Source organism: Olsenella phocaeensis (assembly GCF_900120385.1).
GTDB lineage: Bacteria > Actinomycetota > Coriobacteriia > Coriobacteriales > Atopobiaceae > Olsenella_I > Olsenella_I phocaeensis.
Genome location: NZ_LT635494.1, coordinates 1,099,974 through 1,123,188 on the forward strand (window position 1 = coordinate 1,099,974; position 23,215 = coordinate 1,123,188).

A 23,215-nucleotide genomic window follows, 5' to 3' on the forward strand; every position below is an offset into this window, starting at 1 on the left:
GTGCCGCGGCGAGGGCGGGTGCTTCGGCGGCCGTCGCTTCAGCAGAAGCGGAGGGACTCGCCTCCTCGTCAGCAGGAGCGGCGTCGGCAGCCTCGACGCCTTCGGCGCCAGCGTCTCCCGATGTTGCTGACGCTGCCGTCCCGTCAGGAACGTCCTGCCCGTCGGACACAGGCTCAGAGGTCGATGCGGCGGCGGCGCCCGATGCCGGTTCGGCATAGCCCGGGACCGCGGGGAATCCCTGCAGTGCCAGGGCGAGCGTGAGCGCAGTGACGAGGGACCGCCTTCCCAGGCCCAGCTCCCGAGAGCTCCTTGTGGACATTCTCACTCCTTTGCTTTTATATACTAAATTTCATACAGAGTAATTTTATCTCCACCGGATGGAACAGAGGGACCCGGCGGCAAAAAAACTCGTGCGAAACCCAGGGGGTCCGTCCGACAAGGCCGCAAGCCCGACCGAACGCAGGCAGGCCAATCGGGCGGGGAGGGACGGCAACGAAGCCACTGCCACCCGAAGGAACGCTGTCGTAGGCCGGGCAACCTGCAAACCGGCTGCGGCAGGCACCTACCTGAGGTCAAATATCGAGCGCACGTGGGACATCACGCGGGTCATGGTGGCTTCAGGCACGACGCCGAGCAGCTCGTATCCACGGCGCTCGAGGTCGAGGCAACGCAGGGCCTCCACCTGAACGTAACCCCGTACCAGCCCCGTGCTCAACGGGACGTGCAAGGGATAGCCGTTGTTCGTACTGGTGACTGGCGCAACCACAACCAGGTTCGACCTGCAGTTGAAGCCATAGGTGCTCAGAACCACGGCAGGCCTGGACTTCGCAGGCTCATGTCCCACTGCCGGGGTGAAGCTCACCTCGACGAGGTCGCCCTGCTCGAGCGGCGTCACTCCACCACCTCCGCCCCGACGTCATCCCCCCAGTCGGGCTCTGGGCTCGGCTCACTTCCTTCGTAGCCCCTAAAGAGGCTCTCTATGCTCTGATAGGGGGCGTCACCGTACGAACGGTGGGGACCAAGGGGTCTGAGGGTGATGAATGGTCCCTCCTCATCCGACCCACCGACGGCGTCAAGCGTCGCTCCGACATCGACCCCAAGCAGGTCGCACATCGGCTTGGGTATGCGCACCGCCCGTGAGCCGCCCCAACGACCGAGCTTCGTAGTGCCTTCCATCGTGGCGACGGCATTCATCCTTCCACCCCCTGATATGGATATTCTTCTACATATCATACCCAACGTCCAGCAGCCAAAACAAGGCGAGAGGCCCGCCGGCTTCGTGCCGGGGACCTCTCGCCCAAAGTCGCATGGCCTCGACCGAGACGAGGTTGGCTCGTCGCGGGCGCCGCCTCTTACGAGCGGAAGTTCATGTCTGAGTTTGAGTCCTTCAGCATGACGTCGTGCGCGCCGCCCTCGACCAGCGAGGTGGCCGAGACCAGGGTGATCTTGGCCTTGTCGCGCAGCTCGGGAAGGTTGAGAGCCCCGCAGTTGCACATGGTGGAGCGAACCTTGGTGAGGGAGTTCTCGACGTTGTCCTTGAGCGGGCCCGCATAGGGGACATAGGAGTCGACGCCCTCGACGAACGAGAGGGCCTTCTTCTCTCCCCCGAGGTCATAGCGAGCCCAGTTGCGGGCGCGGGCAGACCCCTCACCCCAGTACTCCTTGACGTAGGAGCCGTTTACGTTGAGCCTGCGCGTGGGCGACTCGTCGAAGCGGGCGAAGTAACGGCCCAGCATCAGGAAGTCGGCACCCATGGCCAGGGCAAGCGTCATGTGGTAGTCGTACACGATGCCGCCGTCGGAGCACACGGGCACGTAGACGCCCGTCTCCTCGAAGTACTCGTCGCGGGCGCGGCAAACGTCGATGAGCGCGGAGGCCTGGCCACGGCCGATGCCCTTCTGCTCGCGAGTGATGCAGATCGAGCCGCCACCGATGCCCACCTTGACGAAGTCGGCCCCGCAGTCCGCCAGGTAGCGGAAGCCCTCGGCGTCGACCACGTTGCCCGCGCCGACCTTGACGGAGTCGCCGTAATGCTCGCGCACCCAGTCCAGGGTCAGCTTCTGCCACTCGGAGTAGCCCTCGGAGGAGTCGATGCAGAGCACGTCGGCACCGGCCTCCACCAGCAGGGGCACGCGGGTCGCATAGTCGCGGGTGTTGATGCCGGCGCCCACGATATAGCGCTTGTGCTCGTCGAGGAGCTCGTCGGGGCGCGACTTGTGGGAGTCGTAGTCCTTGCGGAAGACGAGGGACGAGAGGTTCCCGTCCTTGTCCACGATGGGAAGGGTGTTGACCTTGTTGTCCCAGATGATGTCGTTGCAGACCTTGAGGGGCACCGTGGTGTCCGCCGTCACGCACTCGGCGGCGGGGGTCATGAACTCGCTGACGAGCTTGCCGCGGTCGTCGCGCGACACGCGGTAGTCGCGGCTGGTCACGATGCCGCAGAACCTGCCATGGGGGCTGCCGTCCTCGGTCACGGGCATGGTGGTGTGACCCGTGCGGTCGCGGAGCTCGAGCACGTCGGCCAGGGTCATGTCGGGCGTGAGCGTGGAGTCGGACACGACGAAGCCGGCCTTGTAGGTCTTGACCTCGCGGACCATGGCGGCCTCGTCCTCGGGGGTCTGCGAGCCGTAGATGAACGAGATGCCGCCCTGCTGGGCGAGGGCGACGGCCAGGCGCGGGCCGGAGACGGCCTGCATGATGGCCGAGACCATGGGGATGTTCATCTTGATGGCAGGCTCCTCGCCGCGCCTGAACTTGACGAGGGGCGTCTCGAGCGAGACGTTCGCCGGGACGTTCTCGTGGGAGGAGTAGCCGGGAACCAGAAGATACTCGGAGAAGGTGTGGGACTCTCCCTCGAAGAACGTTGCCATGCAGCTCCCCTTTCTTCGCGATGCGCCACGACCTGGGCCGTGGCGCATCTTGCAGACTAAGTTGTGGTCGATTCTAGCATCCGGCACAGGCTCGGGCTACCTCGCGCCCTCCCCCATGACATCGTCGAAGTTGACCGCGATGTCATGCTTCGTGGGGACCCACTCGACCTTCTTGAACAGGGCCGCGACCGTGATGGGGATGTAGGACATCATGAAGAGCGGGAAGGTGAAGAGGTTGGTGAAGATGCGCCACTTCTTCTTGGCGTGGATGTGCTTGCGCTCGCTGATCGTGGTGATGACGGCGAGGATGAAGAACACCACGTACATAGAGGCGAAGGTCATGATGAGCGAGCCCACGCACATGGCCAGCTCGCCATCGGTGGCGATGAAGCCGTGGCTCAGGTAGCCTACGATTAGATAGGACGCGTTCACGAAGGCGGAGAGGAGCGTCAGGATCATGCCCGGGGCAACCGTCATGAGCATGTCATACGAGGCGAACTGCCCCTTGCCTATGCCATGGAGCAGGTTCCTGTTGTACGAGAAGAACACCTGGTAGAAACCCTTTGTCCAGCGCATGCGCTGAATCCAGGACGCCTTGAAGGTGAGGGGCTGCTCGTCGAAGAACTCCGCGGGAGCGTAGCCAATCTGGATGCCGTGCGCGCAGCAGAAGGTCGAGAACTGGATGTCCTCCGTCAGGGTGTGGAAGTTCCAGCCGTGCATGCCGCGGATGATGCTCGCGGCGACGAGCCAACCCGATCCCGAGATGGCACAGCTCGTGCCCAGCATCATGCGGGCGTTGTTGAGGAACTTCGCCTCGCGCAGGAACCAGAGAGCGTACGCCGAGCTGATCCAGCTGGAGTCGAAGTTCTTGGAGTTGCGGTAGCTGGTGCAGACCAGGTAGCCGGCGTCGAAGGCCTGGTTCATGACCTGGACGTAGTCGGGCGCGATGATGTTGTCCGCGTCCATCACGAAGAAGGCCTCGTACTTTTCCCCGTACTCGTCGAGAATGCGGTCGAAGGCGTAGTCGAGCACCCAGCTCTTGCCCTTGCGCACGAGGTCGTTGCGCTCCCAGGTGATGGCGCCGGCCTTGCGCGCCTCGTCCGCGGTGGAGTCGGTGCAGGCGTCCGCCACGACGAAGCAGTCTATAATCCCGTCATACTCCTGGGTGAGGATGGAACGCACCAAGTTGCCGATGACCGGCTCCTCGTTGTGGGCGGCGATCACGAAGGCGTAGCTGTGGTTCCGCTTCGCCTTCGGCAGCACGACCGTGCCGCGCAGCATCACGCGGATGATGTAGACCAGCTGGTAGAAGTAGGCGAGCGTGAAGAACAGCCAGATGATGCCGTTGAAGATGACTATCGGCGTGAGTCCCAACCTGTTGAACACGGCCCTACCTCTCCTCGTGTGCGCGCTACGAGAGGTCGCCCATGCCCAGCTGGGGGCAGATCCTCTCCCCTGCCTCGGTGCGACCCATCGAGCTTCCCTTCAAAGATTCTAGTACAGCCAGGAGGTCCGATGGCAGGCGGTCGGCGAGCTCGATGGTCTGGCCCGTAGCGGGATGGTCGAAGCGGATGTGCCAGGAGTGCAGGAACTGGCGCCTGAGACCCCGGTTCTGCCGGTCGTCCCCGCGGCCGTAGAGCTGGTCGCCCACGACCTGGTGGCCCAGGTGGCGCATGTGCACGCGAATCTGGTGGGTGCGCCCGGTGTAGAGGTGGCACTCGAGGAGGCTGTAACCATCGTCGAAGCGCCTCGCCTCGAAGCGCTCCAGGGTGGTGAAAGTCGTGATCGCCTCGCGCGCCATGGGGTCGTCCGAGACCGCCATGCGCAGGCGATCTCGGGTGGAGCGGGCGATGCCGGTGGTGACGGTGCCCTGCTCGGGGGCCACGTAGCCCTGGACGAGCGTGACGTAGCGACGGTCGAGCACGCGCATGCGGATGAGGTCCTGGAGCGCCTTCTGGGTCGTGTCGTCCTTTGCGGCGACCATGAGCCCCGAGGTGTCCATGTCAAGGCGGTGCACGATGCCGGGACGGTCGTCCCCTTGCAGGGTTCCCAGGCGAGAGATGCCGCAGTGGGCGACGAGGGCGTTTGCCAGTGTGTCGTCCACGTGTCCCGGGCTGGGATGGCAGACGAGGCCCGCCTGCTTGGAGAGGACGATGAGGTAGTCGTCCTCGAAGCGGACATCGAGGGGTATCTCGGGGTTGGGGGTCAGGGAGCCCGGGGCAGGCTCGGGCTCGGGGACGCTCGCCTGGACGCGGTCGCCCAGGAGGACGCGCTCGCTCTTGCTGGTGGCGAGGGTGCCGTTGATGGTCACGGAGCCACCCTCGACGAGGTGCGCGCAGGCGGAGCGGCTGGGCATGCGCCCGGGAAGCCCCCCGCCTCATGCAGCGCCCTCACCGCCGCCGCGCTGAACTCGTCGCTGTCGAGCGCGCAGACGTAGGCGAGCGAGACGCGCGCCACGCCAGGAACGCGGGAGACGGCCCTCGCCACCTCCTCGTCGGCGTCGCGACCCTCGAGCGAGACCAGGATGTGGCCGGAGATGCGCCTGACGGAACCGACGGGCCAGTCCCTGAGGGCGCGGCGCAGGTTCCTCACGAGCTGGTTCTCGAAGGTCGAGCGGTTCTTCCCCTTGAGGCCGATCTCGTGGTAATGGACGAAGCAGACTCTTCTCGGCATGCGCTTAGAGGTTGTGCTCGACCTGGGCGTTGGAGCCCTTGATCTGGTTGTCGAACTCGTCCTTGACGAAGCTCAGGGTGCCGTCCTCGATCTCGGACATGGCGATGGAGACGGGGTCCTCCCCGGAGATGACGGGCGTGATGTCGTCGAACTCCTGGATGGCCGTCACGCGCAGGTGCTGGCCGCGCACCATGTTGTTGATGTCGCAGGCGCGCTTGGACGCGACGGCGCAGAGGAGGAAGGGGTTCTGCTCGGTCTGGTCGAGCAGGGTGTCGATCTCGGGCTTAGTCACTGCCATCTTGGGAGTTCCCTCCGTTTTTCTCGAATGAATCGATCGTGTCCGCGAGGCGGGCCGCCGCTGCCTCGAGCTCGTCGTTGACGACGCGCGCATCGTACTCGTGCGCACGCGTCATCTCGAGCCTGGCGTTGGAGAGTCGCAGCCCTATGGAGGCCTCGTCCTCGGTGCCACGGGCGCGGAGCCTCTGCTCGAGGAGCTCCATGGAGGGGGGCTCGATGAAGACGAGCACGGCATCAGGATAGATGCGCCGCACGTTGAAGGCTCCCTGTGGGTCTATCTCGAGCACCACCGAGCTTCCGCGGGCGAGACGGTCGTCCACCTCGCTTCTCAGCGTCCCATAGCGATGCCCGTGGACGTTCGCCCACTCGAGGAAGGCGCCCTCCGCGACGAGGCGCGAGAACTCGTCCTCGCCGAGGAAGTGGTACGAGACGCCGTCCACCTCGCCGGGGCGTGGGTTCCTCGTGGTAGCCGAGACCGTCAGGCCCAGGTCGGGACGCTGCCTCAGCACCTGCGAGAGCAGCGTACCCTTCCCCGCTCCTGACGGTCCGGAAATGACGAAGAGTCGTGGGGTCCTAGGCACTACTTGGAGAGCACCTCGATGAGCTGCTCACGCTGGCGAGCACCCAAGCCCTTGACGCGACGGGTGGCGGAGATGCCCAGCTCGTCCATGATCTTGGTGGCCTTGGCCTTGCCGTAGCCGGGAAGGGACTCGATGAGGGCGGAGACCTTCAGGCGGCTGGCGATGGGATCCTCGGAGTTAAGAACCTCCTCGAGGGTGATGTCACCCCTCTTGATCTTGTCGCGGAGCTCAGCGCGCTCGTGGCGAGCGGCAGCGGCCTTCTCGAGTGCGGCCTTGCGCTGCTCGTCGGTAAGCTGAGGTAGTGCCATGGTTCCTCCAAACATCGGAAAAATACGTCGTGATCCATACGTCACGGCAAGTACGAGCCGTCGGCGCAAGCCCATAGTTTGCCAATTGACTAGGTATTTTACAAGTCTACAACTGCAGCTTTGTTCTTCAAGGCCATTCTTCTACACAAAATGGCCCCGAATCGACCGCAACCGAAGGGCGCCTAGCCCTCGCAGAGCTCGGAAACGATGGACTCGAAGGTGGCCACGGGGTCTCCCGCCTGCGTGACGGGGCGGCCCACCACGAGCTTCGAGGCGCCGGCCGCAATCGCCGCGGCGGNTGCGCGCAGGCGCGCCCTGGCCGGGCATAGCTCGCCACCTCGTAGCGGGAGAGGCCCGCCTCCCCCAGGATCCGCTCCGCCTCCTCCATGAGCTCCGCGGCGAGCCCGTCTTCCGGCTCGTCCATGAGCCCCTCGTCCACGGCCCTGCCGAAGGCCGTCCCGTCCTCGATGGCGAGGGGGTAGACGCTCACGTGCCCGACCCCCTCGCCCAGCACGCCCCGGAGGCTCCTGGCCCAGCTCTCGGACGTCTGACGGGGGATGGCGCACATGAGGTCGCAGGAGACGTCGAGCCCGCTCGAGACGGCGTCCCCCAGCGCCCGAAGGGCCGTCCTTGCGTCGTGCGCGCGTCCCAGGAGGCGAAGCTCCCCGTCGTCGAGGCTCTGGACCCCCAGGGAGACGCGCGTCGCCCCCGCCTCGGCGAGCGCGCCGGCCATCCCCTCGGCAAGGGACTCCGGGTTAGCCTCCACACTCAGCTCTGCCGCCGTCGTCGAGGCGACGGCGCGCACGAGGTCCGACAGCCCGTCCGTGCCGAGGAGGCTGGGCGTGCCCCCTCCCAGGTAGGCCGTCCTGCAGGAGGAGAGGAGCCCCGCCCCCTTGAGCTCGCGGACCTGGGAGCCGAGGGCGCGGGCGTAGGCGCCCATGAGGGGGTCGCCCTCCCGGGTGACCCAGGAGGCGAAGTCGCAGTAGGCGCACTTGCTCTCGCAGAAGGGCAGGTGGAGGTAGAGGGCCTCTGCCGCCGTGGCGTGGAGGCGGCCCTCCCAGGCGTTGGGCGAGGGACCGTCACCCACGGCGGACGTCCTCCCGGCCCGCGGCGTCCCCACCCGCGAATGCCCTCACCCTGGCGAGGAGCCCGAGGTAGTCGTCCAGGCTCACGCAGCGCATGGCGCCGTCCCGCCAGGCGGCGGCGTGAGGGAGCCCCTTCAGGTACCAACCGGCAAGGCTGCGGGCGCGGGCGAGGTGGCCGCCGGTGGCGTCGAGGAGTCTCACGTGGCATTCGAAGGCCGCGAGGCGCTGGGAGAGGGTGGGCGCCGCAGGCTTCTCGCCCGACGCGAGGGCCAGCGCGGACGAGAAGACCCAGGGGTTGCCGTAGCTCCCGCGGGCCACCATCACGCCCGCGGCGCCCGTCTCCTCGAGCATCCGCAGCGCCGCCCCAGCGTCCTCCACGTCACCCGAGCCTATGACGGGCACGTCGACTGCCCCGGCGACCCGGCGCACGACGCCCCAGTCGGCGCGACCGCGGTAGAGCTGGCTCGCGCTCCTTCCGTGGACCGCGATGGCGGCTGCCCCGGCGGCCTCGAGCGCGCGGGCGAACTCGGGCGCCTGCTCCTCCCCGTCGCGTCGGCCGCGGCGAATCTTGCAGGTGACGGGCACCTGACCCTGCTCGAGGCAGGCTCCGACGATCCTGGCCGCGAGGGAGGGGTCGTCCATGAGGGCGGACCCCTCCCCCTTGCGGGTCACCTTGGGCACGGGACAGGCCATGTTGACGTCTATGAGGGCGAGGCGCGGCCCCAGGCGCTCGGCCACCTCGAGGGCGGCCTCGCGGAACTGCTCGGGCTTCGACCCGAAGAGCTGCACGGCGACATCGGGCTCCCCCTCGGCGGGCAGGACGAGGTCCCAGGTCTTCTGGCCGCCGAAGTGTATGCCGGCGACCGAGACCATCTCGGTGTAGGCGAGGGAGGCCCCGCCCGCCCTCGCCATGAGGCGGTAGGCGCCGTCGGTGACGCCGGCCATGGGCGCCACGAGGAAGGGGTTCTGCGCCAGACGCGCCCGCACGTCCGCCCGCGGCACGGGACGGGCGTCAGGAAGCCTGAGCCCGGCTGGCGTGGCGAGGCCCTCGAGGATCCGAAGCGTCCCCTGGCCCCTGGCCGCGGACGTCACTCGTCGTCCACCTTGAGCACGGCGAGGAACGCCTCCTGCGGCACCTCGACCGAGCCGATGGACTTCATGCGCTTCTTGCCCTCCTTCTGCTTCTCGAGGAGCTTGCGCTTGCGCGAGATGTCGCCGCCGTAGCACTTTGCCAGGACGTCCTTGCGCACGGCACGCACGGTGGAGCGGCTGATGATCTTGTTGCCGATGGCACCCTGGATGGGCACCTCGAACTGCTGCCGCGGGATTATCTCCTTCAGGCGGTCGCAGAGGCCACGCGCCAGGGCGTAGGCCTTGTCGCGGTGCACGATGAACGAGAGCGCGTCCACCTCGTCGCCCGCGAGCAGGATGTCGAGCTTCACGAGCGGTGACTCGCGATAGTCCGCGAACTCGTAGTCAAGTGACGCATAGCCCTTGGTGCGGCTCTTGAGCTGGTCGAAGAAGTCCAGGATGAGCTCGGCGAGGGGGATGTCGAAGTGCATCTCGACGGACTTCTCGCTGAGGTAGACCATGTCCCTCGTGACCCCGCGGTGGTCTATGGCGAGCTGCATGACCGCGCCCATGTACTCGGGGGGCACGATGACCTTGGCGTTGAGGTAGGGCTCCTCGATGCGGTCTATGCGCGTGACGTCCGGCAGGTCCTGGGGGCTCGTGAGCTCGACCATCTCGCCGTCGGTCGTGAACACGTGGTAGTTGACGGAGGGCGAGGTAGCTATGAGGTCGAGCCCGAACTCGCGCTCCAGGCGCTCCTTCACAACCTCCATGTGCAGGAGTCCCAGGAAGCCCACCCGGAAGCCGAAGCCCAGGGCCACGCTGGTCTCGGGGGACCAGACGAGCGAGGGGTCGTTCACCTGGAGCTTCTCGAGGGCGTCGCGGAGGTTCTCGTACTGCTTGTTGTCTATGGGGAAGAGCCCCGTGTAGACCATGGGCTTCGCCTCGTGGTAGCCCGGGCAGGGCTCGGCGCAGGGCCTGGCCTCCTCGGTGATGGTGTCGCCGGTCTTGACCAGCCCGGGCTCCTTGAGGCCCGTCACCACGTAGCCCACCTCGCCCACCCCAAGCTGGTCGAGCGGGGTCTCGAGCGGGCGCTTGACGCCGACGCCGTAGCAGGTGAAGGAGTCGCCAAGGGCCATCATCTTGAGCTGCTGGCCCTTGCGCACCGACCCGTCGAAGACGCGCACGGTGGCGATGACGCCGCGATACTCGTCGAAGTAGGAGTCCAGGATGAGCGCCTTGAGCGGGCCGTCCGGGTCGCCCTTGGGGGGAGAGACGAGGTACACGATGGCCTCGAGCAGCTCATGGATGCCCTCTCCGGTCTTGCCCGAGACGAGCACGCTGTCCTCCGCGGGAATGGCGAGCTCGTCCTCGATCTCGGCCTTGACCTCCTCGGGATGGGCCGAAGGGAGGTCGATCTTGTTGATCGCGGGGACGATGTCCAGGTTGGCGTTCATGGCGAGGCTTGCGTTCGAGACGGTCTGCGCCTCGACCCCCTGCGTGGCGTCCACCACGAGGACGGCCCCCTCGCAGGCGGCGAGCGAGCGCGAGACCTCGTAGGTGAAGTCCACGTGACCAGGCGTGTCGATGAGGTTGAACTGGTAGGTCCCCCCGTCGTCCGCCTCGTACATGACGCGGACGGCATTGGACTTGATGGTGATCCCGCGCTCCCGCTCGATGTCCATGGAGTCGAGCATCTGGGAGGCGAGGTCCCTCTGCTCGACCGTGTGGGTGAACTCGAGGATGCGGTCCGAGATGGTCGACTTGCCGTGGTCGATGTGAGCGACGATCGAGAAGTTGCGGATATGTGAGGTATCGTTGGTAGTCATGCGGATGATATTATCCCAAAGGCTGGTGGAGTGCTATACTGCGCTGGTTGACCTCGCCGTGTCAGGTGTCGGATTCCCCACGTCCTTCACCTCATTAAGTTCAGAGGCCTCAGGGATAAGTACTGAAAGGAACCGCACGTGGCTAACATCAAGTCTCAGAAGAAGCGCATCATCACCGCCGAGAAGGCCCGCGTCCGCAACAAGGCGGTCCGCTCCGAGCTGAAGACCGCCGTCAAGAAGGTTCGCGCTGCCGTCGAGGAGGGTGACGCCACCGTCGCCCAGGACGCCGCCAACAAGGCCGGTCGTCTCCTCGACAAGGCTGCCTCCAAGGGCATCATCCACAAGAACCAGGCCGCCGACCGCAAGAGCGGCGTCCAGAAGCTGGTCAACACCCTGAAGTAGGCCGCTTCCCCTCAAATCGTCGTAACGTCGACGGGCCCGGAGCTGAGTTCTGGGTCCGTCTAATTTATGTCGGCGGACCAAACCTGCCGAGCTGCCCCCTCAAGACATGTCGGGCTCCATCCCGAAAGCGCGACCGGGTCGCGTGGGGGCCTAGGGACGCCCATGGACGACGGTCGCCCGCATGAGCTTTTCCCAGGCGGCCAGGTTCGCCTCGTAGTTCTCCTCGTCGAGCGCCACGCGTCTGGAGAAGCGGGAGAACTCCCTGGCAACCTGGCCAAACGGGAGGTGAAAGCGCCTCTCCATCCTTGGGGCGAGGTATCTTAGCTCCCCGCTCACCCTCCGCGCCCTGGAATCGAAGTCGTCCCGCCCCGCAAGCCACATCAGCAGCGGCTTGTAGCGGATCCACCCGAGGCAGGCCTTGTAGAACCTCTCCACGACCCTCGGATCCGTGGCCTCGACGCGCCCCAGGCGCAGGGGGAGGTTCCCCTGCAGGAGGCCCGAATACCGCATGAAGCCGTCGTGGAAGGTGTAGACCGGCACGCGCGCGACCTTCTGGTCACCCAACGCCGCCGCAAAGAAGGCGTCCTCTCCCCTCGCCCCGCTCGGATTGAAGAACGGGACCGTGCGCGTGCGATCCGTCAGCCTGATGCCGAGGTTCGACCCAGAGATCGGGAGCCCGTCCGTCCTCCCGCGCTCGAGGGCCGTCACCCTTGGCTCCGCGAGCGCCCCGTCATCCGCGTAGGTCACCCCACCGTTCCTCATCACGGCCGACATGCCGTCCCAGTTGAGGATGTCGTTGCTGACGGCGTCGGCGAAGACCCTGAAGTCGTCCTCCGTGAAGTCGTCCGTGAAGCCCATGTGGGGTATGGGCGAGACGTAGCCGCAGTGGTACCCGTTGGTCACGTCAAACGTGCCGAGCGCCTTGACGTGCTCTCGGAAGACGTCTTGGCCGCACCAGTACGCGAGCCCATCCCGACTCGTCACGGCAAGGGGGGTACTCGTCGTCATCCAGGAAGAGGAGCGCATCCATGCCCCTGCGTATGGCCTCGTACAGGACCACGTTCCTCTTGCCCGCATAGCCCCTGCCGAAGAGCTGCCGTGCCTCCCTCTCCTCCAAGGCCCCTCCGCCACAAAGGTCCTCGCACATGCCTCGTACCGACTCGGGCCCAATGAAGGAGACTGACCGGAACGTGTCCCTGATCTCGTCCTGGAGGTTGACGTAGTCGTCCACGCTCGTGTGGTTGTACTCCAGGTCGTAGGCAACGATCAGGTGAATGCCTACGGGGTGTTCCCTGATCAGGCCCCTCCAGTGGCAGGCAAAGGTCTTCAGAACGTTACGAAAGCTCTTCCGACCAGTCACGAAACCGATGGCGATGTCTCTCATCGGGTTAGTCCAACCTCCAGTCCTCGACGTGGCAACCAACAAGCGCGCGGCTACGCGGGATGTGCGCGTTGACTCCGGGGCGCGGCCGCCTCGCGAACCTCAATGGCAGCAGCCGCCCTCGTGGTCGTGCCCTCCGCAATCGCCCTCGTGGCTGCCGCAACCATGGCCGTGCTCGTGGTCGTGGTGGTCACAGGTGGCAGACTCGAGCTTCACGAGCCGTCCGGAAAGGTACGCGTCCACCGCCGCGTCCGCATCGCCCTCCTGCCCGGGGTACACCTCTATGCCCGCGCGGGCCAGGGCAGCCTGGGCCCCACCGCCGATGCCGCCACAGACGAGGAGGTCGACCCCTCCCTCGGAGAGCAGCCCCGCCAGAGCGCCGTGGCCCACGCCGTTGGACCCCAGCACCCGGGACGAGGTGACCTTGCCTCCCTCGACCTCGTACACCTTGAACTGCTCCGTCCTCCCGAAGTGCTGGAAGACCTTCCCGTCCTCATAGGTGACCGCAATCCTCATGGTTCGCTCTCCCTTCTCAAGCGCCCAGGACCCGTCCCGGGCGTCCATGCCGGGGCGGAGGCGGACGTTTCCGCCTCCCACCACCAGCTCCCCGCCATTCACGAGAAAGTCCGCGACCTTCTTCCGCGCCCGGTCATAGATGCTGGCGACGGTGGAGCGGGCCACACCCATGCGCGACGCCGCCCCCTGCTGGTCCAGCCCCAAGAGGTCGATGAGCCGAATGGCCTCGAGCTCGTCGAGGGCCAGCTCGAGCACGCGCTCGTGCGCCACCCCGTCCGGTGCGAAGCGGAGGTATTCGGGCACCAGGCCCACCTCCCTGACCTTGGGTCGCCTTCCCAGCATGGGACCTCCTACTTAATGGCAAATGTCAGCAAGTAGTATAGGGCTTCTTGGGATGAGATGTTGGAATATGTCAAAAGATTTAGAGAGGGCAGGTCAGCACGGGAGGCTCCCGTGACGCGATGGAGCCGCGCCACATACGCCCAGGATGAGGGAGCTGACGCAGCTGCGTGGGTCGGCGCCGCCCTTCAGGGCGGCATCCGCGCCCCCACAGAGCACAAGCGCGCGCTCCAGCTCACCATCGCCAAACGAACCGGCCCACCTCTGGTGGTTCTTGAGCTGCCAATCCTGCTTCGCGCGGGGCTTCGCTGGCCTCTTCGACCCCTTGCGCCTCACCGCGGGAGTCGCCGCGATCGAGTCATAGGCGAGGAGTTCGCCGCCCAGGCCCGCGATGGTGCCACGGCGCATGAGCGAGCGGGCGCAGACGAGCTCCCGCAGGCGCGCGGCGAGGAGCGAGACGAGCCTGACCTCGGAGTTCGCGGGCATGAGCGCGTACACCGAGAGGGCCCTTCCGGCGCCCCTGTCGCAGACGGCGTCAAGGAAGTCCCAGGGCTTCACCTCCGCCGTCCGGGCGNGCAGACGGCGTCAAGGAAGTCCCAGGGCTTCACCTCCGCCGTCCGGGCGACGTGCTCCACCACGTCCGCACGCGTGATGGAGCCGCTTGCCCGGCAGAGCTCGCTCAGGGTCTTGAGCTGGCCGTCTATCAGGGCGATCGACTCGCCAACGCGGTCGACGAGCTCGCGGGCGGCGGACTCGTCGATTGACATCCCCCGGCGCTGGGCGAGCCGGCGGACCTCCGCCGGGAGCTGCCAGGCCTTCTTTCCGCCGCAGTCGATCACGGCATCCCTGCCCACCGCCGCCACGGCCTTGTAGAGGCGGGGGGGGCCTTCGGGGGNGAGGACGCAACCGGGATTGGGGTTCTGGAGGTACCCGACGATCGCCTCCGAGCAGGGCTTGGCAAGCTTGTCCGCCCCGTGGATGATGACAAGGCGCTGGCCAGGGCCGACGGGCAGCGTGTTGAGGGAGGCGAGGAGCTCACCCGGCTCGCTCACGGCAGCCGACTCCCGCTCGTCGAGGTTGAAGGCCGCGAGTCCGTCGTCGAGGCGCGCGCGGAGCCTTTCGACGACGCGCCCGGCCTTGACGGAGTTGCTGCCCACCGCCAGATATGCGGGGAGAAGAGCCCCCGATGCCTTTCCTGTCAAGACGACCCCCTTCTGCACGTCAGACCACTATGACACATGGCGACCACGGTGGTCGTCCTCTTCCATGCGGACGCATGACCGGACGAGGGCCAATGCGACCAGGCCCGACCAAAGGAGGGGCTCGACCCCTCCCCAATCCGGAAGTCCCACGGCGGCGAGGGGAAGGGCGGAGAGTGCGCCCACCAGAGCGGAAAGCAGCTCGAAGCAGCATCGGGACACGTCCAGGGGGAGTCGGGCCCAGGGTAGCAGACCCTCGAGCAGGAGCCCGGGGAGGCCCGTGGCGAGCCCGAGGGTGAAGGGGACGACCGCCAGGAGGTTTGAGAGGGGGGCAACCAGCGAGAGCGTCCCGAACGCGGAGCTGCACAGGGGCAGGGTCGAAACCTGGGCGACGAGGCTGGCCGACGCGAGGTCGAGGGTGACGGACGAGAGCTTGGAAAGCGGCCGGGGCAGGCGACGGCGCCCCATGCCCCATGGGGGCGCAAGACGTCCCAGGGCCCGGCGCAGGGCCTGGGACGTCGGCCAGGAAAGGAGGCAGAGCCCCGCAACTGAGACGAGCGAGAGCAGGAAGCCCAGGCTCCCGGAGAGCGAGGGGTCGAGGAGCGCCATCACCAACCCGACGAGGCAGAGGGACGACAGCGCATGTCCGCGCCTTCCCAGGAGCTCCGAGCCAGAGGCCGAGGCGGACATGAGAAGTGCCCTCACGGCGGACGGTGGCGCGCCACAGAGCAGCACGAGCGCCATCCCCAGGGAGAGGGAGGCCGCGAGACGGGGCGCAAGCGGCATGTCGAGGCGGAGGAGGAGCGTGCAGGCGATGGAGGTGGCGATGGCCAGATGGCTGCCGGAGACCGCCAGGAGGTGCGACAGCCCGCAGCGGGAGAGCCTCTCGCCCATGCCCCTCTCGCACGCCAGCGCGGGACTGCCGAGGGCGACGCCCGCGATCCATGCCGCCGAGTCGGTGGGTTGGGCGAAAAGCCCCTCCAACCTGTCCGAGCGCCAGGCCCTGAGCCGACCCAAGGGGCCCGGCTGCCAGGACCTGGAGGAGATGGACACGATCCGCAGGCTCCCAACGGCCCCCTGCATCCTGGAGCTCGCGCCAAAGCCGTCCTGGTCGAGGGGCGACCAGCGCGTGCTGCAGCGAAGCAGCTCCCCCATCCAAACCCTCTGGGGCGAGCGCAGCCAGACGCGGCAGCTCCTGCCCGAAGGCAGCTTCACGCTCGCACGACAAGAGTGGCTCCCCCGCCTGCACACGGAGTCCGACTCCACGAGCAGGGTGCAGCTCGACCCCGCGACGCGACCGAGCTCCGCCTCGCAGAGCCCCATCCCCCGGGCAAGGAGGCCCGAGAGCGCCCAGGCGAGGGACGTGGACAGGGCCAGGGTGAGGATGACGCCTGCGACGGGCAGGCGCAGTCCGTCCCCAACAGTGGCCGACGAGGCGGCCAAGACGACCATCGCGCATGACGCGACGACGAGCGCAGTGACGTGGGAGGGAGGCGGGGACGGCAGGCGGCCACCCAGCACGGCGCGCTCGACGAGGACGCACGCAACCAGCAGGTGGGCGCTCGTGGGAATCTGCGGGCGCGGCATCCCCTCCCCCGCCCGCGCCCTAGACGCAGGCATGGTCCCTGATCCTCTCGAGCTTCTTCTGCCCTATGCCCGACACGCGCGCGAGGTCGTCCACGCTCGCGAAGTCGCCATGAGCCTCTCGGTCCTCGACGATGGCCCTGGCTGTCGCGGAGCCCACGCCCGGAAGCGACTGAAGCGCGGCCACGTCCGCCGTGTTGAGGTTCACGAGCTGGCCCTCGGTGCGACCACCGGTCGGAATGACGGACGCGGTCCCGACCGACCCAGCGGCCTCGCCCTCGTGGGGAACGTGTATCTTCTCGCCATCCCTCACCTCGGCCGCGAGGTTGAGGCTCGTGCAGTCGGCGTCGTCGAGAAGCCCCCCGGCTGCCTCCACGGCATCGTTGGCGCGCGGGCTGCGCTTCCTCAGCTCGACGAGCCCCGGACGCGCGACGGCCCCGTCAACGTGCACCAGCACCGCAGCCGGTTCGGGCGCCTCCTGGACTGCGGCGCCTCCCTCGGCGGCCTCCTCCGGGTCTGCCCCAGGCACGCCCTCGGCCGCGACGTCAACCGTGGCGGCCTCTCCCTGGGATGCCCGCCCTCCCATACCCCAGGCGCCGACGCCTGCCGCGAGGAGACAGGCGAGCGCGCACGCCGCGATCGTACCTCGCGACGGCGCGAGCCCCAACCTCGCGATCGACCCGCCCTTCCTTCCGCCGCCAAATCCCCTTTGTGCCAAAGAGACCACCCCCGCCCCCATCTTGGAGGCGGGGGCGGGGCGAAGCGGCGGGGAATAAAACTGGGCTTGCAGCTGGCTGGCGGCATACTTGCAGGCAGCTGCAAGCATCTAGGGCGTCAGCTGGGGTTTCTATGCGTTCCGGTCAGGCTCGATCGGGGCCAGGCTCGAGTGCCTCGCCCTGAGGCCCCTGGGAGGCCTGTAGGACGGGCACTGGTCGAAGTCGACGTACTCGGCCTTCTCGACCAGCTCGTCGATCATGGCGTCGTGGTCGAAGGAGTCCCAGGCGGCATGAACCTCGTCCATGCGGGCGTGGGTCTCGGGACGGCGCGGCATGAAGAGGGTGCAGCAGTCGTCGGCGGACTGGCTGCTTATGTCGTAAGTCCCGATCTCCTCGGCGCGGCGCATTATCTCCTGCTTGTCGGAACCGATGAGGGGGCGCAGGACGGGCAGGCCCACCATCTCGTTGACCGCGGCGATGTTGTCGAGCGTCTGCGAGGCGACCTGGCCTAGGGACTCGCCCGTCACGAGCGCCTTGGCACCCTCGAGCCGCGCGATGCGCTCGGACACGGCGAACATGACGCGCCGGTAGGTGATGATGCGCAGGCCCTGGGGCACCGCGAGCGAGATCTCCCTCTGGCGCTCCCCGAAGGGCACGACGTACATCCTCCCCACCATGCCGGAGGGCTCGAGCGCCTGGACGATGTCCTGGCAGAGCCATTCGCTGGTGTCCGCGGTCATGGGACGGCCCGAGAAGTGCACGGGGACGCAGACGGCGCCCCGGCGGCCCACCATCCAGGTCGCGACGGGAGAGTCGAAGCCGCTCGAGAGCAGGGTGACCACCTTGCCCGCCGTGCCGACGGGAAGCCCCCCCACGCCCGGCATGGAGGCCGCATAGACATAGACGCAGCCCTGCACCACGTAGACGTAGACGGTCACGTCGGGATGGTGCACGTCCACCCTCTTGTCGGGGAACTCGTCGCAGAGGACGGAGCCGACGAGACGGTTGAGCTCGAGCGTGTGGAGCTCATAGGTGGTCGACGAGCGGCGCGCGTGCACCTTGAAGCTCTGGAAGTCCCCCGCCTCATGCAGCGCCCTCACCGCCGCCGCGCTGAACTCGTCGCTGTCGAGCGCGCAGACGTAGGCGAGCGAGACGCGCGCCACGCCAGGAACGCGGGAGACGGCCCTCGCCACNTCCTGTCTCTCCCGCACTCCTCGGCGGCCCTCTCCACGCCCGCCCTGGCCTGGCTCACCATCTGCGCGGACCCCAGCGCGTGGATCGAGAGCATGTCGGCCCCACTGAGCGAGGCGGAGCGCGCGGCCCCGAAGACCTGGAAGGGGATGTCATGCAGCTTGAGGTCCAGGAAGACCCTGAGCCCCCTCTCCCCCATCTCGCGGACGATGGAGGGCCCCTCGGCATAGAAGAGCGTCATGCCCACCTTGACCCAGCGGGCCCTGCCCTCGAGCTGGCCGGCAAGCCGCAGGGCCTCCTTGCGGTCGCAGTCCAGTGCGACGATGACGCTCTCGCGCGCCTCTGACTCGCTTAGCATTCCACGGCTCCAATCAGGTCGTTGACGTCCGCGACCCCCTGGTCGCGGACCCAGTCGGTCAGCTCCGCCAGGATCCTGGGCGCAGAGCTTGGGTCGGTGAGGTTTGCGGTCCCCACGGCGACGCTCGTGGCACCCGCCAGGATGAGCTCCGCGGCATCCTCGCCCGTTCGCACGCCCCCGATGCCCACGAGGGGGAGGCCCACGGCCTTGTGGGCCTCCCACACCATGCGCACGGCTATGGGGTGTATGGCGGCGCCGGACATGCCTGCCGTGGGCCGCGAGAGGCGGCTCCTGCGGCTGCGGACGTCTATCGCCATCGCGGGGATCGTGTTGATGAGCGAGAGCGCGTCCGCGCCCTCCGCCTCGAGCGCGCGGGCGATCTCGGACACGTCATGGGGGGCCATCTTCACCACCAGGGGAAGCTTCGTGCGGTCGCGTACGGCCCTCATGACCTCGGCGGCGGCCTGTGGCGTGGCGCCCATGGCCGCACCCCCCTGGCTCACGTTGGGGCAGCTGATGTTTATCTCGAGCCCTGAGGCGAAGGGAGCCAGCTCGTCATAGAGCTCCACGGCGCGGGCGTACTCGCCGAGCGAGTGACCAGCGACCTGACAGATGACCTGGCAGCCGCGGTCGCGCAGGCCCTGGAGGTACTCCCCGGCCTGTTCGACGAAGGCGGGGATGCCCGGGTTCTGGAGCCCCACCGAGTTCAGGATGCCCGAGTCGACCTCCGCCAGGCGCGGCGCGGGGTTGCCGTCCCAGGGGACGGCGGAGCAGCCCTTCGTCGTTATGGCGCCGAGCAGTGACACGTCAAAGAATCCCTCGAACTGCCAGCCGTAGCCAAAGGTCCCCGAGGCGGTGTTGACGGGGTTCTTCATCCTGATCCCGCCAAGGTCGACGGCCATCCTGGGTTCGCTCACCATGCCAGCTCCTCCGCGTCGAAGACGGGCCCGTCGCTGCAGCAGGAGCGGTAGCCCCCTGCCGCCATGGTCACGTTGCAGCTGTTGCAGGCGCCGAACCCGCAGCCCATCATCCGCTCCGTCGAGACCTGGCAGGCGATGCCCGCCGAGCGCGCGAGCCTTGCCACGCCGGCCATCATGGGCTGTGGCCCGCAGCTCATGACGAGGCCGTAGTCCCTCTCCCCCAGAAGGCGGGACATGGCGTCGGTCGTGAAGCCCTTGATGCCCCGGCTCCCGTCGTCAGTGGTGACGAGCACCGTCCCGGCGCCAAGGGACGAGAGCCGCTCCTCTCCCCAGAGCCTGGAGGCGGTCTGCGCGCCCAGGACGGCGTCGAAGGGGACCCCTGCCCCGGCGAGCATGCCCGCGGCGGCGACTATGGGAGGGGCGCCCACGCCGCCCGCGACGAGGAGGACGCGGACGGGCACGGACTCCGGCAGCCTCCAGCCATGGCCGCTTGGCCCCACGGCCGTCGAGCGCTGCCCGGGAGCCATGTGCGAAAGGCGCTCCGTCCCCTCGCCCACCACCGCATAGACCAGATCGACCGTCCCTGCGACGGCGTCGGCCGAAGCGAACGAGAGGGGGATCCTCAGGGGGTGGCTGGGGTCCCCCGGAACCTCGAGGTTCATGAACTGGCCGGGCCGAATGGAGCCCGCCAGGGCGGGCGCGCGCAGGACGAGCCGCCAGGTGGAGGTAGCGACCTCCTCGTTCGAGACGACCTCGAACTCGTGCAGCCCCACGCCAGAGCTAGGAATCAACTCGCTACTCCCCGCTACGAGGGGAGGCGCCCCGAGGGACGCCTCCTGTCCGACAGAGGCCCAGGCTAGGCGACGACGCCATCGACCAGGGTGCGGCGACCGTCCACGAAGACGTCCGTGGCGGCACCGACGAGGGTCTGCCCCAGGAAGGCGGAGTTCTTCGAGAGCCCCTGGAGGTAGTCCTCGTCCACCTTGACCTCGAGCTCGGGGTCGACCAGCGTGAGGTCCGCGCGCGACCCCGCCTCGACGCGGACGGGGCGCAGCCTGAGGATGCGGCGCGGGTTGACCGCCATGACCTCGACCAGGCGATCCCAGCTCATGCGGCCCGTGCGCACAAGGTGAGTAAGCATGAGGGGAAGCGAGGTCTCGAGCCCGACGGTGCCAAAGAAGGCTATCTCCCACTCGCAGTCCTTCTCGTGCTGGGCGTGGGGGGCATGGTCGGTCACGACGCAGTCGATCGACCCGTCCAGGATGCCCTCGACCAGCGCCTCCATGTCGGAGGGAAGGCGCAGGGGTGGGTTCATCTTGAGGTTGGTGTCGTAGGCGTCGGTGATGTCGTCCTCGTTGAGGAAGAGGTGGTGCGGGGTCACCTCGCAGGTGACGGGCAGGCCCTCAGCCTTGGCGGCCTTGACAAGGTCGAGCCCCTTCTTCGTCGAGATGTGCGCGATGTGCAGCGGGCAGCCGGTGAGTCGGCAGAGCTCGATGTCGCGATAGATCTCCATCTCCTCGCCCAGCGCGGGCCAGCCGAACATGCCGAGCCTCGTGGAGGCCCTGCCCTCGTTGATGACGCCGTGTGCCGTGAGCGACTCGTCCTCGCAGTGCGCGATGGCCACGCGGTCGAACTGGGAGACGTAGTCCATGCAGGTGCGCATGATGCCGGCACTCTGGACTCCGTGCCCGTCGTCGGAGAAGGCGCAGGCGCCCTCCATCACCATGTCGCCGATCTCGGCCAGGGCCTCGCCCCTCTGTCCGCGGGTCAGGGCCCCGATGGGACGCACGTGGCAGAGCCCCGCGGCGTGCGCGCGGTCGATCTGGTAGCGCACGCCGGTGCCGGTGTCGATCACGGGGTCGGTGTTGGGCATCGTGGCGACGTCGGTGAAGCCGCCGTGCGTGGCCGCGCGGGCGCCGGTCTCGAGGGTCTCCTTGTACTCGAAGCCGGGGTCGCGGAAGTGGACGTGCATGTCCACCAGACCGGGAAGGAGGTACTTGCCGGAGCAGTCGATGACCTCGCAGCCCTCGGGGGCCTCGAGCGACTCCTTGACCGCGACGACCTCCTTGTCGTCCACGAGCACGTCACGGACGTCGTCCAGGCCAAGCTGAGGGTCGACGACGTGGGCAGCCTTAAGCAGAAACGGCATTGTTCTCTCCTCCCAGAAGCAGGTACATCTCGGCCATGCGGGTGAGGACACCGGCATTGACCTGGTCGAGGATCCTCGAGCGCGCGCAGTCGGCCACGTCGGCGTTGATCTCCATGCCGCGGTTCATGGGGCCGGGGTGGCAGATGATCGCATCGTCCTTCATGCGGCTCACGCGCTTCATGTCAAGGCCGTAGAGGCGGTTGTACTCGCGGCGGGAGGGAATCGCCGCGCCCTCCATGCGCTCCAGCTGCACGCGGAGCATGTAGACGACGTCCATGTCCTCGATGACCTCGTCGAGGCTCGCGGTCTGGGGGCAGCCAAACCAGTCGGGGTCGTCCACCTGGAAGGTCGGGGGGCCGACCAGCGTGACGTCGGCGCCCATGGTCTTGAGCGCGGGCGCCAGTGACCCGCAGACGCGGCTGTGCGCGAGGTCGCCCACGATGGCGACCTTCAGCCCGTCCAGGTGCCCGAAGTTCTTGCGGATGGTGTAGAGGTCGAGCATCGCCTGCGTCGGATGCTGGTGCTTCCCGTCGCCGGCGTTGATCACCACGGCGTCGGTGTTCTCGGTGATCTTCTGCGGGGTGCCCGCCAGCTTGGCGCGGCAGATGAACATGTCGACGTTCATGGCGTCGATGGTCTGGATGGTGTCCGCCAGGCTCTCTCCCTTGACGACCGACGAGGTGGAGCCCCCCATGCTCAGGCTGTCCGCCGAGAGGCGCTTCTCGGCCAGCTCGAAGGAGCTCTTGGTGCGGGTGGAGGGCTCGAGGAAGAGGTTGACGATGGTGCGGCCGCGCAGGGCGGGGACCTTCTTGATGGCGCGGTTGTTGACCGACTCGAAGGAGGCGGCCGTGTCGAGGATCTGCGTTATGTCATCGGCAGTGAGGCTGTACGTGTCGATGAGATGCTTGACCGAGAGCATTTACCTGGCACCTCCGGAGTTCTTCTCGCTGTTGACGTCCCAGATCTCGACGCTGTCGCGGCCGTCGAGGGCCTCCACGCAGACGCGCACGTCCTCCTCGTGGGAGGAGGGCACGTTCTTGCCCACGTAGTCGGCTCGGATGGGCAGCTCGCGGTGCCCGCGGTCGACCATGACCGCCAGCTGGACGGTCTTGGGGCGGCCGTAGTCCATGAGCGCGTTGAGGGCAGAGCGCACCGTGCGACCGGTGTAGAGGACGTCGTCCACGAGGACAATGTCCTTGCCGTCGACCGAGAAGGGGATGTTGGTGGCGTGCAGCACGGGCGCGATGTTGCGCATGACGTCGTCACGGTAGAAGCTGATGTCCAACGACCCGATCTGGGGACGCGAGCCCTCGATCCTCTCGATGGCCTCGGCGAGCCTGTTGGCCAGGGTCTCTCCGCGACGGATGATGCCGACCAGCGCGATGTGCTGGGCCCCCTCGTTGTGCTCGATTATCTCGTGGGCTATGCGGGTCACCGCCCGCTCCATCGCCTGGCCGTCCATGATGGTCGCCTTGGGTCTGGACTGTTCCATTGCTCTCCTCCCAGAACTAGAAAAAAATGCCCTGACCGTCTGTCGACGGTACAAGACACCTGGGATGAGGCTATGTAGGGACGCATCGGTCCCGCACCTTACCGGTATCTCGTACCGCGCTTAAAGGTCAAGGAGAACGATACACGAATTCCGTCGGCTGGCAAGGGCGATTCGCCACCCTTGCCAGACCTGCTCCTCGGGCGAAAAAAATCCAGAAATTCATGCTTGCAGGACCGTCTCTCTTGGCTATACTA

26 protein-coding genes and 2 pseudogenes are annotated in these 23,215 nt (G+C 67.3%); 1 reads left to right on the plus strand and 27 read right to left on the minus strand.

Translation table 11 applies throughout. The annotated features are described in order from the left end of the window. From BQ7388_RS12950 to lepA, 13 genes are all read right to left on the minus strand, one after another. A partial coding sequence (locus BQ7388_RS12950; RefSeq protein WP_234946867.1) for a hypothetical protein occupies positions 1-319 on the minus strand: 319 nt, incomplete at its 3' end. A 243-nt stretch (positions 320-562) separates the two neighbouring features. Continuing rightward, on the minus strand, positions 563-895 hold the full coding sequence (locus BQ7388_RS05255; protein WP_072499924.1) for a type II toxin-antitoxin system PemK/MazF family toxin: 333 nt from the start codon (positions 893-895) through the stop codon (positions 563-565). Continuing rightward, entirely contained in the window at positions 892-1,194 is a 303-nt protein-coding gene (locus BQ7388_RS05260) for an AbrB/MazE/SpoVT family DNA-binding domain-containing protein (protein ID WP_009279392.1), read from the minus strand. The genes BQ7388_RS05255 and BQ7388_RS05260 overlap by 4 nt, the downstream gene beginning before the upstream one ends. Before the next feature lie 158 nt (positions 1,195-1,352). Then, entirely contained in the window at positions 1,353-2,870 is a 1,518-nt protein-coding gene (locus BQ7388_RS05265; RefSeq protein ID WP_009279393.1) for an IMP dehydrogenase, read from the minus strand. A 96-nt stretch (positions 2,871-2,966) separates the two neighbouring features. Beyond that, positions 2,967-4,256 (minus strand): glycosyltransferase family 2 protein, encoded by a 1,290-nt coding sequence (locus tag BQ7388_RS05270; protein WP_009279394.1) that lies wholly within the window; start codon positions 4,254-4,256, stop codon positions 2,967-2,969. 25 nt (positions 4,257-4,281) lie between these two features. Continuing rightward, on the minus strand, positions 4,282-5,226 hold the full coding sequence (locus tag BQ7388_RS05275; protein ID WP_234946868.1) for an RluA family pseudouridine synthase: 945 nt from the start codon (positions 5,224-5,226) through the stop codon (positions 4,282-4,284). Beyond that, positions 5,178-5,543, minus strand: a complete 366-nt coding sequence (locus BQ7388_RS05280) for a THUMP domain-containing protein (RefSeq protein WP_072499925.1) — start codon at positions 5,541-5,543, stop codon at positions 5,178-5,180. The genes BQ7388_RS05275 and BQ7388_RS05280 overlap by 49 nt, the downstream gene beginning before the upstream one ends. Positions 5,544-5,547: 4 nt before the next feature. Next, positions 5,548-5,841 carry a DNA-directed RNA polymerase subunit omega gene (locus tag BQ7388_RS05285; RefSeq protein ID WP_009279292.1) on the minus strand — a complete coding sequence of 98 codons (294 nt, stop codon included), beginning with the start codon at positions 5,839-5,841 and terminating at the stop codon, positions 5,548-5,550. Next, complete coding sequence (gene gmk, locus BQ7388_RS05290) at positions 5,828-6,421, minus strand: guanylate kinase (RefSeq protein ID WP_009279293.1); 594 nt, start codon at positions 6,419-6,421, stop codon at positions 5,828-5,830. Before gmk ends, BQ7388_RS05285 begins: the two co-directional genes overlap by 14 nt. Next, positions 6,421-6,729 (minus strand): integration host factor, actinobacterial type, encoded by a 309-nt coding sequence (gene mihF / locus BQ7388_RS05295; RefSeq protein WP_009279294.1) that lies wholly within the window; start codon positions 6,727-6,729, stop codon positions 6,421-6,423. The genes gmk and mihF overlap by 1 nt, the downstream gene beginning before the upstream one ends. A gap of 127 nt (positions 6,730-6,856) precedes the next feature. After that, entirely contained in the window at positions 6,857-7,849 is a 993-nt protein-coding gene (locus BQ7388_RS13355) for a coproporphyrinogen-III oxidase family protein (protein ID WP_072499926.1), read from the minus strand. Continuing rightward, positions 7,809-8,906 (minus strand): tRNA dihydrouridine synthase, encoded by a 1,098-nt coding sequence (locus BQ7388_RS05305; RefSeq protein ID WP_072499927.1) that lies wholly within the window; start codon positions 8,904-8,906, stop codon positions 7,809-7,811. The genes BQ7388_RS13355 and BQ7388_RS05305 overlap by 41 nt, the downstream gene beginning before the upstream one ends. Then, the gene (gene lepA / locus BQ7388_RS05310; RefSeq protein ID WP_072499928.1) at positions 8,903-10,714 is read right to left on the minus strand and encodes a translation elongation factor 4; all 1,812 of its coding nucleotides are present in this window, start codon (positions 10,712-10,714) and stop codon (positions 8,903-8,905) included. The genes BQ7388_RS05305 and lepA overlap by 4 nt, the downstream gene beginning before the upstream one ends. A 138-nt stretch (positions 10,715-10,852) precedes the next feature. On the opposite strand from lepA, the gene rpsT reads away from it, so the two are divergent. Then, entirely contained in the window at positions 10,853-11,116 is a 264-nt protein-coding gene (rpsT, locus tag BQ7388_RS05315; RefSeq protein ID WP_009279285.1) for a 30S ribosomal protein S20, read from the plus strand. Positions 11,117-11,266: 150 nt separating this feature from the next. Here rpsT and BQ7388_RS11525 read toward each other — a convergent pair whose 3' ends face one another. The 14 genes and pseudogenes from BQ7388_RS11525 to pyrR all read right to left on the minus strand — a co-directional run bounded on the left by BQ7388_RS11525 (position 11,267) and on the right by pyrR (position 22,961). Next, entirely contained in the window at positions 11,267-12,019 is a 753-nt protein-coding gene (locus BQ7388_RS11525) for a hypothetical protein (protein ID WP_083558275.1), read from the minus strand. A 1-nt stretch (position 12,020) separates the two neighbouring features. Beyond that, positions 12,021-12,500 carry a hypothetical protein gene (locus tag BQ7388_RS11530; protein ID WP_083558276.1) on the minus strand — a complete coding sequence of 160 codons (480 nt, stop codon included), beginning with the start codon at positions 12,498-12,500 and terminating at the stop codon, positions 12,021-12,023. Positions 12,501-12,599: 99 nt separating this feature from the next. Further along, entirely contained in the window at positions 12,600-13,355 is a 756-nt protein-coding gene (locus BQ7388_RS05325) for a NifB/NifX family molybdenum-iron cluster-binding protein (RefSeq protein WP_072499929.1), read from the minus strand. Between the two features lie 93 nt (positions 13,356-13,448). Then, the gene (locus BQ7388_RS11940; protein ID WP_072499930.1) at positions 13,449-13,910 is read right to left on the minus strand and encodes a DNA polymerase III subunit delta; all 462 of its coding nucleotides are present in this window, start codon (positions 13,908-13,910) and stop codon (positions 13,449-13,451) included. Then, positions 13,907-14,572, minus strand: a complete 666-nt coding sequence (holA, locus tag BQ7388_RS13470; protein ID WP_456319911.1) for a DNA polymerase III subunit delta — start codon at positions 14,570-14,572, stop codon at positions 13,907-13,909. The genes BQ7388_RS11940 and holA overlap by 4 nt, the downstream gene beginning before the upstream one ends. A 9-nt stretch (positions 14,573-14,581) precedes the next feature. Continuing rightward, on the minus strand, positions 14,582-16,171 hold the full coding sequence (locus BQ7388_RS05340) for a ComEC/Rec2 family competence protein (protein ID WP_083558277.1): 1,590 nt from the start codon (positions 16,169-16,171) through the stop codon (positions 14,582-14,584). Continuing rightward, positions 16,158-16,721 carry a ComEA family DNA-binding protein gene (locus BQ7388_RS05345; RefSeq protein WP_062531010.1) on the minus strand — a complete coding sequence of 188 codons (564 nt, stop codon included), beginning with the start codon at positions 16,719-16,721 and terminating at the stop codon, positions 16,158-16,160. Before BQ7388_RS05345 ends, BQ7388_RS05340 begins: the two co-directional genes overlap by 14 nt. A gap of 261 nt (positions 16,722-16,982) precedes the next feature. Then, positions 16,983-18,044 (minus strand): annotated as a pseudogene (gene thiI, locus BQ7388_RS05350) (tRNA uracil 4-sulfurtransferase ThiI); the annotation flags it as partial. 2 nt (positions 18,045-18,046) lie between these two features. Beyond that, a pseudogene (locus BQ7388_RS05355) lies at positions 18,047-18,400 on the minus strand (orotidine 5'-phosphate decarboxylase / HUMPS family protein); the annotation flags it as partial. Next, positions 18,394-19,320: a dihydroorotate dehydrogenase gene (locus tag BQ7388_RS05360; protein ID WP_062531005.1), complete on the minus strand. Its 927-nt coding sequence runs from the start codon at positions 19,318-19,320 to the stop codon at positions 18,394-18,396. The gene BQ7388_RS05360 and the pseudogene BQ7388_RS05355, both read right to left, overlap by 7 nt. Beyond that, positions 19,314-20,111 (minus strand): dihydroorotate dehydrogenase electron transfer subunit, encoded by a 798-nt coding sequence (locus BQ7388_RS05365; RefSeq protein ID WP_200781435.1) that lies wholly within the window; start codon positions 20,109-20,111, stop codon positions 19,314-19,316. Before BQ7388_RS05365 ends, BQ7388_RS05360 begins: the two co-directional genes overlap by 7 nt. Before the next feature lie 65 nt (positions 20,112-20,176). Further along, on the minus strand, positions 20,177-21,469 hold the full coding sequence (locus BQ7388_RS05370) for a dihydroorotase (protein ID WP_009279298.1): 1,293 nt from the start codon (positions 21,467-21,469) through the stop codon (positions 20,177-20,179). Next, the gene (locus BQ7388_RS05375) at positions 21,453-22,388 is read right to left on the minus strand and encodes an aspartate carbamoyltransferase catalytic subunit (RefSeq protein WP_009279299.1); all 936 of its coding nucleotides are present in this window, start codon (positions 22,386-22,388) and stop codon (positions 21,453-21,455) included. Before BQ7388_RS05375 ends, BQ7388_RS05370 begins: the two co-directional genes overlap by 17 nt. Beyond that, positions 22,389-22,961, minus strand: coding sequence for a bifunctional pyr operon transcriptional regulator/uracil phosphoribosyltransferase PyrR (gene pyrR / locus BQ7388_RS05380; RefSeq protein ID WP_009279300.1), 573 nt, complete (start codon positions 22,959-22,961; stop codon positions 22,389-22,391). It abuts the gene before it with no gap. Between the last annotated feature and the right edge of the window lie 254 nt (positions 22,962-23,215).

Excerpts from the sequence above, each read along its gene's own strand:
- BQ7388_RS05260 (WP_009279392.1), bottom strand. The coding sequence starts at position 1,194 with ATGAATGCCGTCGCCACGATGGAAGGCACTACGAAGCTCGGTCGTTGG.
- BQ7388_RS05265 (WP_009279393.1), bottom strand. The coding sequence starts at position 2,870 with ATGGCAACGTTCTTCGAGGGAGAGTCCCACACCTTCTCCGAGTATCTT.
- BQ7388_RS05275 (WP_234946868.1), bottom strand. The coding sequence starts at position 5,226 with ATGCCCAGCCGCTCCGCCTGCGCGCACCTCGTCGAGGGTGGCTCCGTG.
- BQ7388_RS05280 (WP_072499925.1), bottom strand. The coding sequence starts at position 5,543 with ATGCCGAGAAGAGTCTGCTTCGTCCATTACCACGAGATCGGCCTCAAG.
- BQ7388_RS05285 (WP_009279292.1), bottom strand. The coding sequence starts at position 5,841 with ATGGCAGTGACTAAGCCCGAGATCGACACCCTGCTCGACCAGACCGAG.
- mihF (WP_009279294.1), bottom strand. The coding sequence starts at position 6,729 with ATGGCACTACCTCAGCTTACCGACGAGCAGCGCAAGGCCGCACTCGAG.
- lepA (WP_072499928.1), bottom strand. The coding sequence starts at position 10,714 with ATGACTACCAACGATACCTCACATATCCGCAACTTCTCGATCGTCGCT.
- BQ7388_RS11530 (WP_083558276.1), bottom strand. The coding sequence starts at position 12,500 with ATGAGAGACATCGCCATCGGTTTCGTGACTGGTCGGAAGAGCTTTCGT.
- BQ7388_RS05325 (WP_072499929.1), bottom strand. The coding sequence starts at position 13,355 with ATGCTGGGAAGGCGACCCAAGGTCAGGGAGGTGGGCCTGGTGCCCGAA.
- BQ7388_RS05340 (WP_083558277.1), bottom strand. The coding sequence starts at position 16,171 with ATGCCTGCGTCTAGGGCGCGGGCGGGGGAGGGGATGCCGCGCCCGCAG.
- BQ7388_RS05345 (WP_062531010.1), bottom strand. The coding sequence starts at position 16,721 with ATGGGAGGGCGGGCATCCCAGGGAGAGGCCGCCACGGTTGACGTCGCG.
- BQ7388_RS05360 (WP_062531005.1), bottom strand. The coding sequence starts at position 19,320 with ATGGTGAGCGAACCCAGGATGGCCGTCGACCTTGGCGGGATCAGGATG.
- BQ7388_RS05370 (WP_009279298.1), bottom strand. The coding sequence starts at position 21,469 with ATGCCGTTTCTGCTTAAGGCTGCCCACGTCGTCGACCCTCAGCTTGGC.
- BQ7388_RS05375 (WP_009279299.1), bottom strand. The coding sequence starts at position 22,388 with ATGCTCTCGGTCAAGCATCTCATCGACACGTACAGCCTCACTGCCGAT.
- pyrR (WP_009279300.1), bottom strand. The coding sequence starts at position 22,961 with ATGGAACAGTCCAGACCCAAGGCGACCATCATGGACGGCCAGGCGATG.